We start from the raw sequence: 10,401 nt of genomic DNA, 5'->3' as shown, positions 1-10,401 counted from the left end.
ATCTCGTCGTCGGTTTTATTTGGGCTGTTGTGAGGTCGCCGGGACAGTTCGGATAAAGACCTCAAATCGCCGTCGTGCCGGGCAATCCACTTATCGACGGTAGGTCGGCTAACGTCAAAGCGGCGTGCCAACTGACTTTTAGTGAAGTTGCCAGAAAGCCAATCAGCTACCAGCTTGATTCTTTGATTCATGGGGGACTCTTGGTTCCAGGGCATGATCAGTTACCTCCTGATCATGCGTATTAGCCTGTAAACCATGTCCCCGGTTAGAAATGTAAACGATGTCCCCGGTTTGTACCGGGGCAAGCCCCCTCCCACATTGGAATGCATTCCCGTCCATTTCCGTGCATCCCTGATTGCAATCGCGCCTCAAAACCCCGGTGCTAAATCCGCACAACGCTGCTACGTTTAATCCTGGAGTGCAGGAACGTCATGACGTCGACATTTTTTCGTCATCACGGCACTTTAGGCTGGCTGTGCAGGTCATTTATCTGCAGCCGCTTTTAATTCAACACAAGGAGCCCACCATGGACGAATACCAGGAAGAACTGCTGGAGTACCAGGCCTTTGAACTGGATCCTCTGGATCCGGCCGATGACGCCACCGAGCTGTAAGACCGACTTCAGGCGGAATGCCGCTGACTGCGGCGAAATTCCCCTGGGGTCTGGTTGTTCCATCGCCTGAACGCCCGTTGAAACGCCTGGGCCGAGGCAAAACCGAGCAAGTACGCGATTTCGCCGAATGCCAGTTCCGTATCGCGAATGTAGGTCATGGCCAGGTCGCGGCGGGTATCGTTGAGAATCGCGCGAAACTGTGTGCCTTCTTCGGCCAGTTTGCGGCGCAGTGTCCAGGTCGGCAGCTTCAAGCGCGCCGCCACTTCTTCCAGGTCGGGTTCCCGGCCGCCATTGAGCATCGGCCCGAGCAAGCGGGTAATGCGCTCGCGCAGGCTGCGGGTGCGGGTCAACTGCTCCAGTTCCCGTTCACACAGTTGCAGCAACAGGTGCCAGGTACTCGGACAATGCTGCGGGTTGCGCAGGGCCAGGGTTTGCTGGCTCAGGCGCAGTTGATTGGCGTCGGCGCCGAACTGGATCGGGCCATCGCCCAGCAGCGCGTACTGTTCGCTGTAGTCCGGCGCTGCAAATTCGATTTCAATCCGTTGCGCCTGTACCGTTTGCTGGGCCAGGCTCGAGAGTTGCTGCAGCCAGCCGGCGATGATCGAGTCCACCACGAAGCGGTTGTAGGCGTTATAGGGGCTGATGGAATAGAACCGCAGCCAGGCGCCTTCGGCGTCCTCGTGGAAACTCGATTGCCCGCGATAGTTGGAGCCGTACAGCGCCTCGAAGCGGGTCAGGGTGCGCGCTGCCTCGCGCACATTGGGCGCCTGGGCGGCGGTGACCCCGGCCAGCCCGGCCTGGCTCAGGCGGCTGAGCTGGCCCATGCGCAGGCCCAGGCCGGGGTCGCCGGTGAGTTGGATGGCCCCATGGCCCAGGCGCATATAACGCGGGATCGACAAGCGTGCACCCGCTTCGGCGAGGCGCGCGGGGTCGAGGCCGTATTGCAGCAGCAGCGGTTGCGGGTCGAGGCCGTGGCTGTGGATCGCGTCGGCCAGGGTGTGCACGAAGCCCACCGACAGATCCCCCAGGCGCACCGGCTTCACGGGGCTACAGCCAGATATTCAGCAGGCGCGCGCCACGGGCGTCGCCGTCGGCGCTGATCTGCCCGTTGCTGCTGAGAAAACTGTGCCCGGCCGTGCCCAGGTCCCAGAACTGCCCACGCAGGAATACGCTCATGCCCGCGGTTGCCTGGCTGACGGGTTGTTGGCTGATCAGGGTGAGGCGTCGCCAGGCCTCACCTTCGCTGAGCTCTTCAGGCTTGAGGCTGATTTCCGGTGGCGTGGACACGCTCTTGAAGCCGCGCCATGGTCGATCCCAGGTATCGCGACCGAGCACAAAGGCCGGCACCGCAATCAATTGCGCACCTTGCTCGTTGAGCTTGCGATAGTTGTCCGGGTACCAGCTGTCACTGCCGACCAACACGCCGAGGCGCCCGGCCGGGGTGTCGACCACGCTGACGATGTTTTCGTCACCGGGTTCGATAAAACCGCGTTCATCGTAGATCGGATAAAGCTGGCGCTGGGGATCGCCGAGGGGCAAGCCGTCCGCCGCGAACACCACGCTGGCGTTGTACAAGGCGCCATGGCCGACCTGCAGTTGGCCCTGGCTGACGCTGGGGTTGGGCAGGGCGATGGAGCCGGCCACCAGCGTGACGCCAAACTCCTTGGCCAGGCCGCCGAACAGCACCTGGTAGTCCCGCGCCATGCCGGAGGCTTTCATACGCAGGTAGGCGTCATCGGTGCGGTTATCGCCGGTTGCGCTGATCCAGGCACGGGCAAACAGCAGCGGGTTGCTGACCGATAGCCAGTTCATCGCATCCTTCACGTGCAGCGCCTGGTACACCTCATTTTTTTCACCGGTCAACATCAGCCAGGTACCGATATGTTCAGGCAGCACTACGATGGTTTTTTCGTTGATCAACCCCTGGTCCCGGGCCTTTTGCAGATAGGCCGCGAGCTTCAGGTGCAGGCGTTCCAGGCTCTGGTAATCGGCGGGAAACAGCTCCGGCTGGATGCCCAGCAAGTTGCCACGATCGGCGGGCAGGCCTTCGTTGACGGCGAGGGTGATGCGCAGGTCCGACAGGTAATGCCCCACGGGGCGCTCCTGGGTCCAGACCAGATACGCGGCGACGGCGGCAACCAGGGCCATGGAGACGGTAAAAGCGAGAAGTTTACGCATGGGGCAACAGACAACAGACCGGGTGCAGGGTTCGCGACTAGGGTAGGGCCCCTGCAACGGCTTGCCAAGGGGCGCTGTGCATTTGGATCAATAACTTGTCAGTTTCAGTCATTGAGCCGTCGTCCACCGCCTCTTAGTCTGTGGGACATAAACCGATGAGGTGCCATTCGAGCCCCTCACGTCCCGTGATGATCCGTTGTGGAGCTGTACCATGACCGCTGCTGCCTACCCGCACCTGCTGGCCCCGTTGGACCTGGGTTTTACCACCTTGCGCAACCGCACCCTGATGGGCTCGATGCACACGGGCCTGGAAGAAAAGCCCGGTGGTTTCGAACGCATGGCGGCCTACTTTGCCGAGCGCGCCCGTGGCGGCGTGGGCCTGATGGTCACTGGCGGCATTGGCCCGAATGATGAAGGCGGGGTGTATTCCGGCGCGGCCAAGCTCACCACCGAAGAGGAAGCCCAGAAGCACAGGATCGTCACGCAGGCGGTGCATGAGGCGGGCGGCAAGATCTGCATGCAGATCCTCCACGCCGGCCGTTACGCCTACAGCCCAAAACAGGTGGCGCCGAGTGCGATCCAGGCGCCGATCAACCCGTTCAAGCCCAAGGAGCTGGACGAGGAAGGCATCGAGAAGCAGATCCAGGATTTCGTCACCTGCTCGCTGCTGGCCCAGGTCGCCGAGTACGACGGCGTGGAAATCATGGGTTCCGAAGGTTACTTCATCAACCAGTTCCTCGCCGCCCACACCAACCACCGCACCGACCGTTGGGGCGGCAGCTACGAAAACCGCATGCGCCTGGCGGTGGAGATCGTGCGCCGGGTGCGCGAAGCCGTTGGCCCGAACTTCATCATTATCTTCCGCCTGTCGATGCTCGACCTGGTGGAAGGCGGCAGCACCTGGGAAGAAATCGTGCAGTTGGCCAAGGCCATCGAGCAGGCCGGCGCGACCATCATCAACACTGGTATCGGCTGGCACGAAGCGCGTATCCCGACCATCGCCACCAAAGTACCCCGTGGCGCGTTCAGCAAAGTCACGGCCAAATTGCGCGGTGCGGTGCAGATCCCGCTGATCACCACCAACCGCATCAACACACCGGAGATTGCCGAGCAGATCCTCGCCGAAGGCGATGCCGACATGGTCTCGATGGCGCGGCCGTTCCTCGCCGACCCCGAGTTCGTCAACAAGGCCGCCGCCGGCCGCGCCGATGAAATCAACACCTGCATCGGCTGCAACCAGGCCTGCCTGGACCACACCTTTGGCGGCAAGTTGACCACCTGCCTGGTCAACCCACGCGCGTGCTACGAGACCGAACTCAACTACCTGCCGGTCAAGCAGATCAAGAAAATCGCCGTGGTCGGCGCCGGCCCCGCAGGCCTGGCCGCCGCGACCGTGGCGGCTGAGCGTGGCCACCAGGTGACCTTGTTCGATTCGGCCAGTGAGATCGGCGGCCAATTCAATATCGCCAAGCGCGTACCGGGCAAGGAAGAGTTTTTCGAGACCCTGCGCTACTTCAATCGCAAGTTGCAGACCACCCACGTCGAGCTGTGTCTCAACACCCGGGTCGACACCGCGCAGCTGGTGGCGGGCGGTTACGACGAGATCATCCTGGCCACGGGCATTGCGCCACGCACGCCGGCGATTGCGGGGATTGAAAACCCCAAGGTGCTGAGCTACCTGGACGTGATCCTCGAGCGCAAGCCGGTGGGCAAGCGCGTCGCGGTGATCGGCGCCGGCGGCATTGGTTTTGACGTGTCGGAATTCCTTGTGCACCAGGGCGTGTCCACCAGCCTCGACCGCGAAGCGTTCTGGAAGGAATGGGGCATCGACACCCAGTTGCAAGCCCGTGGCGGCGTGGCCGGGATCAAGCCTCAGCCCCATGCCCCGGCCCGTGACGTGTTCCTGTTGCAACGCAAGGCTTCCAAGGTCGGCGACGGCCTGGGCAAGACCACCGGCTGGATCCACCGTACCGGCTTGAAGAACAAGCGCGTGCAGATGCTTAACAGCGTCGAGTACCTGAAGATCGACGATGACGGCCTGCATATCCGCATCGGCTCCGAGGGTGAGCCGCAGCTGCTGGCCGTGGACAATATCGTCATCTGCGCCGGGCAAGACCCGCTGCGCGAACTGCAGGACGGCCTGGTCGCCGCAGGGCAGAACGTGCACCTGATCGGCGGCGCCGATGTGGCGGCCGAGCTGGATGCCAAGCGCGCGATCAACCAAGGCTCGCGCCTCGCCGCCGAGCTGTAAGACGACGCAAGGGGTGGTGTTAGACTACCGCCCCTTTTTCCATGCAGATGCCGCCCGATGGGTCCCTTTGACTGGCTTCCCCACACGCCCCTTGAAGCCATGCGGCTCGATTGGCTCAATGGCGTCGAACTGGCCGTGCTGCGCCTGGACCGCATCGACCCGCTGATCAGCGGCAACAAGTGGTTCAAGCTCACCGAACATCTGACCCAGGCACGACAGGCCGGTGCCAGCGGCGTCATCAGCCTTGGCGGGGCGTACTCCAACCATCTTCACGCGCTGGCAGCGGCGGGCAAGCGTTTTGGTTTCGCCACTGTCGGCCTGCTGCGTGGCCATCCCCAGGACACACCCACCGTTCTTGACCTGAAAGCCTTTGGCATGCAGTTGCATTGGCTGGGCTATGCCGGCTACCGCGCGCGCCACGCGGAGGATTTCTGGTTGCCGTGGCGCGCGCACTATCCCGATTTTTACCCCGTGCCCGAAGGCGGAGGCGGGATGGCCGGGGCATTGGGTTGCGGGGTCTTGGTCGAGCAGGCACGCCGGCAATTGAGCACCGTGGGCTGGGCCGATTACGACGCCTGGTGGCTGGCGGCGGGCACCGGTACGACGTTGGCGGGGTTGGCGCTGGCGGAGGCGGGCGCGCATCCGGTGTATGGCGCAATGGCGGTACCGGATGATCATGGCGTGGCGCAGAACGTGAGTGCCCTCGTGCAGGGCGGTTATGAATTGCTGGACGCCAGCCGGGGTGGCTTTGGGAAGGTTGATCCGCTATTGCTCGAGTTTATCAAGAGCACTGAACAGGCCTGCGGTGTACCGCTGGAGCCGCTCTATACCGGCAAGGCGTTGCTGGCGTTGAAGCAGCAGATCGAGGCCGGGCGTTTCGTGCCCGGCACTCGCCTGATCTTCGTGCATACCGGTGGCTTGCAGGGCCGCCGAGGGTTTACAGCCTAGCGCGCTTACCCGGCATCATCCGCAACGCCGTGTTATCGCGCATCACATAATGATGAAAGATCCCCGCCAACGCATGCAGGCCGATCAGCCAGTAACCGATCTTGCCGAACAGCACATGCCAGCCCTCGATCTGCTTGGCCAGCGCCTTGTTTTCAGCAATCAGCGGCGGCAACTCGATCCCATAGAACATCACCGAATGCCCCTCGGCACTGACGATCAGCCAACCGGCAATCGGCATGCCGATCATCAAGGCGTACAGCGCGAAGTGCATCAGCGTGGCCAGCAGGCTTTGCCATTGTGGCGGGGCGGGGACGATCTTGGGTGCAACCCCCAGGCTGCGCGCGAACAGGCGCAGCCACACCAGCACAAACACGGTGAGGCCGAACATGAAGTGCATCTCGACGATCAACGTCCGTGCACCGCTGCCTTTGGGGAACTGGCCGCGTAACTCAATGCAGGCGTAGACCACCGCCAGCAGCACCACCATCAACCAGTGCAGCGCAATCGACATGGTGCTGTAGCGCGTATCGGAATTTTTCCACGGCATCGCTGGGTTCCTCACTCATCAGGGCGAACCTTCGTTCTTTGGCGACGAAGTCCTTTTACTGTAAGCCTGTTTTGCGCGGTTTGCCCGGTGCGATGTCGTTGTCTTGACCTCTATCAGTCGCTTTGCGGCATTTCACCGCGGGCCAGGCGCTGGTTGATGTCGGCGATGACGGCCGGCAGGTCGGTAATGGTGTCGATCAGGTAGTGGGGGCGCGAGCCTTCGAACATCGCTTCGATACGCGTGCGTTCGCTGGCCAGCGTCGAGGCGTCGAGGGCGCGGAACTGCGCGTAGGTCAGGCCCAGGGCGTTGCCGGAGCAGGTCAGGGCCACGGTCCACATCCCGGCGCGACGGCCTTCGAGGATCCCCGGCACGGTGTCGTCGACCTTGACGCACGCCGCCACATCGTCGATGCCCAGGGCGATCACGTTGGCGAGTGCCTGGGCTGGCCATGGGCGGCCGTTGGGCACTTCGTCGGTGGCGACCACGTGGTCGGCGACGTAGCCGTTGGTGGCGGCCAGGGCGACCACTTTGTCCATGACTTGCTTGGGATAGCCCGAGCAGGAGCCGATTTTGATACCTTGCCCGCGCAGCTGGCCGATGGTGTCGAGGGCACCGGGGATCAGCGCCGAGTGCTCGGCGATTTTCTCGATCTGCAACGGCATGAAGCGCTGGTAGATGGCGGTCACGTCGTCATCGGTGGGCGTGCGGCCGAATGCCTGGCGGTAGCGCTCGGCGACTTGCGGCTGGTCGCACAAAGTGCGGATATGGTCCCACTTGCCCATGCCCATCGGGCCACGGGCTTCTTCGATGGAAACCTGCACATCGAATTCGGCGAAGGCCTCGACAAAAATCTGCGTGGGGGCGAAAGAGCCGAAGTCGACCACGGTGCCGGCCCAGTCGAGGATGACGGCCTGGAGGGTGTTGGGGTTTTGATAGTTCATGGTTCAGATCCTGTGGGTAAGGGGCAATCAGATGTCCGACACTTCCATTTCTTCCAGCACCTCGGCGATCGCCTTGACCGCTGCGCGCATCCCTTGCGTATCGACATGGCCGATGCAGCCCACGCGGAACGTCTCCACCTGGGTCAATTTGCCGGGGTACAGAATGAAACCCTTGGCCTTGACCCGTTCGTAGAAATCCTTGAACTGGTAGCGCGGGTCTGTCGGGGCATGAAAGGTCACGATGATCGGGGCCTGGATCGCCGCGGGCAGGAAGCTGCGCAGGCCCAGTGCGGCCATGCCGTCGAGCAAGGCCTGGCAGTTGTCGGCATAGCGTCGGTGGCGCGCGGGCAGGCCGCCTTCTTCCTGGTATTGCAGCAGCGCTTCGTGCAGGGCGGCGACCACATGGGTCGGCGGGGTAAAGCGCCATTGACCGGTCTTGGCCATGTAGCTGTGCTGGTCGAACAGGTCCATCGCCAGGGAATGGCAGTTGCCCTGGGCGGCGGCCAGCGTCTGTTTGTTCGCGAAGACGAAGCCCATGCCCGGCACGCCTTCCAGGCACTTGCCGGAGGCGGCGATCAGTGCGTCGAACGGCACCTCGCGGGCATCGATCGGCAGGGCGCCGAAGGAGCTCATGGCGTCGATGATCAGGCGCTTGCCGTGGTGTTTGACGACCTCGGCGATCTGCGGCAGCGGGTTGAGGATGCCGGTGCTGGTTTCGCAATGGATCAACGCAACGTGGGTGATGGCGCTGTCTGCCGCCAGCAGGCGGTCCACATCGGCGGCGGTAGCAGGCTCGTCCTCGGCGGTTTCAAAGGTGCTGAAATCACGGCCGAGCACTTCGCAGATCCTGGCCAGGCGCTTGCCGTAGGCGCCGTTGATCAGCACCAGCACCTTGCCGTCACGCGGTACCAGGGTGCCGATGGCCGCCTCGACCGCAAAGGTGCCGCTGCCTTGCAACGGCACGCAATGGTGGCTGCCTTCGCCGTGGAGGATCGCCAGCAATTGCGCGCAGACGCTGGCGGTGAGTTGGTTGAAGCGGTCATCCCATGAACCCCAGTCCACCATCATGGCCCGGCGGGTGCGGTTCGATGTGGTCAGGGGGCCGGGGGTCAGCAGGATCGGCGCGGCAGTGGTCATCTCAAGTCCTCGCAAGGCATCGGGGGGTGAAGCTACGGCGCCTAAATTGCAGTTTGGCTTGTCATCAATCAAATTGTTTGTTGTTATGCGAGCTATCAGTGAGGCCGATAACCATGAACCTGTTCCAACTGCGCGCGTTCGACGCCGTGGCCCGTGAGGGCAGTTTTACCCGTGCTGCCGCGCGGCTGTTCATCAGCCAGCCGGCGGTGACCGGGCATATCAAGGCCTTGGAGGAGCACTACCAGATTCCGTTGCTGCGCCGCACCGCGCGGCGGGTGGAGTTGACCGAAGAGGGCGCGCGGCTGGCGGCGATCACACGGGCGATCTTTGGCCTGGTGGACGAAGCCCAGACGATGCTGGAGGCCAACCGCCAACTGCTGAGCGGGCGCCTGGAAGTCGCGGCGGACGGCCCGCACTTGGTGATGCCGATGATTGCCAGCCTGCGCGCGCGCTACCCCGGGATTACCGTCAACCTGCGCCTGGGCAATGCCCAGGAAACCCTGGCCGCGCTGTTGTCCGAGCATGCGGATGTGGCGGTGCTCACCGAAGTGGAACCGCGCAACGGTCTGCACCTGCAACCGTTGAGCGAGTCGCGGCTGTGCGCATTGGTGCCGGCCAGCCACCCGTGGGCGCAGCAACCCGAGGGTATCCGCCTCGAGCAACTCAACGAGGTGATCATGGTGCTGCGCGAGCCCAGCTCCATCACCCGGCGTACCTTCGATGAGGCCTGCATGGCCGCGAATGTGCAGCCCAAGGTGCTGCTGGAACTGGACAGCCGCGAGGCGGTGACCGAAGCCGTCGCCGCTGAGTTGGGGGTGGGCGTGGTCTCGTCCATGGAAGTCAGCCCCGACCCGCGGGTGCAGGCGGTGCCGATTCAGGGCGAGGGGCTGGTCAACCGGCACCTGCTCGGTTGCATGGAGCGGCGCCGCTCGTTGCGCCTGATTCAGGCGGTTTTCGAGTTGGCGCCCTGAGGGTTTTTGGTGGAACGATGCGTTCTTGCGCTATAAACTCTGCCCCCAAAGCGCCGGCCAGTAGACGTTTCGGCGCGATGTATAGAAGAGAGTGAGTCATGGGCGCACAGTGGAAAGTCAAACATAAAGAAGCGGCATCCAATGCCAAGGGCAAGATCTTCGGCAAGCTGGTGAAAGAAATCACCATCGCCGCCCGCAACGGTGCCGACACCGCGACCAACGCCCACCTGCGTCTGGTGGTGGAACAGGCCAAAAAGGCCTCGATGCCCAAGGAAACCCTGGAACGCGCGATCAAGAAGGGCGCCGGTCTGCTCGGTGAAACCGTGCAATACCACCGCGTGACCTACGAAGGGTTCGCCCCGCACCAGGTGCCGTTGATCGTCGAGTGTGTGACCGACAACATCAACCGCACCGTGGCGGAAATCCGCGTGGCGTTCCGCAAGGGGCAGCTGGGTGCTTCCGGCTCCGTGGCCTGGGATTTCAACCATGTCGGCCTGATCGAAGCCTCGCCGGACACCCCGGATGCCGATGCGGAAATGGCCGCGATCGAAGCCGGTGCGCAGGACTTTGAAGACGGCGAAGAAGAAGGCACCACCCTGTTCATCACCGAGACCACTGACCTGGACGCCGTGCAAAAAGCCCTGCCGGAACAGGGGTTCACCGTGCTGTCGGCCAAGCTGGGCTACATCTCGAAGAACCCGGTGAGTGGTTTGACCGATGAGCAGATGGCTGAAGTCGAAGCCTTCCTCGAAGGTTTGGACAACCATGATGATGTGCAGGATATGTTCGTCGGCCTGGCGGGCTGATTTATCAAC

At 62.9% G+C, this 10,401-nt stretch carries 11 protein-coding genes; 5 read left to right on the top strand and 6 right to left on the bottom strand.

Annotated features, from left to right (window positions below):
- Positions 1-215: helix-turn-helix domain-containing protein (locus BLQ09_RS15485; protein ID WP_043293633.1), on the bottom strand; the 215-nt coding region annotated here is incomplete at its 3' end.
- A gap of 140 nt (positions 216-355) precedes the next feature.
- Between BLQ09_RS15485 and BLQ09_RS31070 the strand changes: the two genes are divergently transcribed.
- On the top strand, positions 356-613 hold the full coding sequence (locus tag BLQ09_RS31070) for a hypothetical protein (RefSeq protein ID WP_139202117.1): 258 nt from the start codon (positions 356-358) through the stop codon (positions 611-613).
- 8 nt (positions 614-621) lie between these two features.
- Here the strand turns inward: BLQ09_RS31070 and BLQ09_RS15480 are convergent, their stop codons facing one another.
- Both BLQ09_RS15480 and BLQ09_RS15475 read right to left on the bottom strand, forming a co-directional pair.
- Positions 622-1,656, bottom strand: a complete 1,035-nt coding sequence (locus BLQ09_RS15480) for an AraC family transcriptional regulator (RefSeq protein WP_027606250.1) — start codon at positions 1,654-1,656, stop codon at positions 622-624.
- A gap of 4 nt (positions 1,657-1,660) precedes the next feature.
- Positions 1,661-2,791: a carbon-nitrogen hydrolase family protein gene (locus tag BLQ09_RS15475; RefSeq protein WP_092357682.1), complete on the bottom strand. Its 1,131-nt coding sequence runs from the start codon at positions 2,789-2,791 to the stop codon at positions 1,661-1,663.
- A gap of 211 nt (positions 2,792-3,002) precedes the next feature.
- On the opposite strand from BLQ09_RS15475, the gene BLQ09_RS15470 reads away from it, so the two are divergent.
- Together BLQ09_RS15470 and BLQ09_RS15465 are read left to right on the top strand one after the other, a co-directional pair.
- A complete protein-coding gene (locus BLQ09_RS15470; RefSeq protein ID WP_027606252.1) occupies positions 3,003-5,042 on the top strand; it encodes an NADPH-dependent 2,4-dienoyl-CoA reductase in 2,040 nt (679 codons plus the stop codon).
- A gap of 57 nt (positions 5,043-5,099) precedes the next feature.
- Positions 5,100-5,990, top strand: coding sequence for a 1-aminocyclopropane-1-carboxylate deaminase/D-cysteine desulfhydrase (locus tag BLQ09_RS15465; RefSeq protein WP_092357680.1), 891 nt, complete (start codon positions 5,100-5,102; stop codon positions 5,988-5,990).
- Here the strand turns inward: BLQ09_RS15465 and BLQ09_RS15460 are convergent.
- The 3 genes from BLQ09_RS15460 to BLQ09_RS15450 all read right to left on the bottom strand — a co-directional run bounded on the left by BLQ09_RS15460 (position 5,980) and on the right by BLQ09_RS15450 (position 8,615).
- Complete coding sequence (locus tag BLQ09_RS15460) at positions 5,980-6,537, bottom strand: cytochrome b (protein WP_092357678.1); 558 nt, start codon at positions 6,535-6,537, stop codon at positions 5,980-5,982. The two genes, BLQ09_RS15465 and BLQ09_RS15460, sit on opposite strands and share 11 nt — an antisense overlap.
- A gap of 113 nt (positions 6,538-6,650) precedes the next feature.
- The gene (gene phnX, locus BLQ09_RS15455) at positions 6,651-7,478 is read right to left on the bottom strand and encodes a phosphonoacetaldehyde hydrolase (RefSeq protein ID WP_092357676.1); all 828 of its coding nucleotides are present in this window, start codon (positions 7,476-7,478) and stop codon (positions 6,651-6,653) included.
- A gap of 27 nt (positions 7,479-7,505) precedes the next feature.
- A complete protein-coding gene (locus BLQ09_RS15450; RefSeq protein WP_092357674.1) occupies positions 7,506-8,615 on the bottom strand; it encodes a 2-aminoethylphosphonate--pyruvate transaminase in 1,110 nt (369 codons plus the stop codon).
- Positions 8,616-8,728: 113 nt separating this feature from the next.
- On the opposite strand from BLQ09_RS15450, the gene BLQ09_RS15445 reads away from it, so the two are divergent.
- Both BLQ09_RS15445 and BLQ09_RS15440 read left to right on the top strand, forming a co-directional pair.
- Positions 8,729-9,586, top strand: coding sequence for a LysR substrate-binding domain-containing protein (locus BLQ09_RS15445; RefSeq protein ID WP_092357672.1), 858 nt, complete (start codon positions 8,729-8,731; stop codon positions 9,584-9,586).
- A gap of 98 nt (positions 9,587-9,684) precedes the next feature.
- Entirely contained in the window at positions 9,685-10,392 is a 708-nt protein-coding gene (locus tag BLQ09_RS15440) for a YebC/PmpR family DNA-binding transcriptional regulator (RefSeq protein WP_027606258.1), read from the top strand.
- Positions 10,393-10,401 lie beyond the last annotated feature (9 nt).

Origin of the sequence: Pseudomonas sp. NFACC25 (assembly GCF_900100935.1) — a bacterium.
GTDB classification, from domain to species: Bacteria; Pseudomonadota; Gammaproteobacteria; order Pseudomonadales; family Pseudomonadaceae; genus Aquipseudomonas; species Aquipseudomonas marginalis.
This window is presented reverse-complemented; position numbering and strand designations above follow the sequence as displayed.

What these genes read in the sequence shown, in the direction of transcription:
- BLQ09_RS15475 (WP_092357682.1), bottom strand. Translation starts at nt 2,791, where the DNA reads ATGCGTAAACTTCTCGCTTTTACCGTCTCCATGGCCCTGGTTGCCGCC.
- BLQ09_RS15470 (WP_027606252.1), top strand. Translation starts at nt 3,003, where the DNA reads ATGACCGCTGCTGCCTACCCGCACCTGCTGGCCCCGTTGGACCTGGGT.
- BLQ09_RS15465 (WP_092357680.1), top strand. Translation starts at nt 5,100, where the DNA reads ATGGGTCCCTTTGACTGGCTTCCCCACACGCCCCTTGAAGCCATGCGG.
- BLQ09_RS15460 (WP_092357678.1), bottom strand. Translation starts at nt 6,537, where the DNA reads ATGCCGTGGAAAAATTCCGATACGCGCTACAGCACCATGTCGATTGCG.
- phnX (WP_092357676.1), bottom strand. Translation starts at nt 7,478, where the DNA reads ATGAACTATCAAAACCCCAACACCCTCCAGGCCGTCATCCTCGACTGG.
- BLQ09_RS15450 (WP_092357674.1), bottom strand. Translation starts at nt 8,615, where the DNA reads ATGACCACTGCCGCGCCGATCCTGCTGACCCCCGGCCCCCTGACCACA.
- BLQ09_RS15445 (WP_092357672.1), top strand. Translation starts at nt 8,729, where the DNA reads ATGAACCTGTTCCAACTGCGCGCGTTCGACGCCGTGGCCCGTGAGGGC.
- BLQ09_RS15440 (WP_027606258.1), top strand. Translation starts at nt 9,685, where the DNA reads ATGGGCGCACAGTGGAAAGTCAAACATAAAGAAGCGGCATCCAATGCC.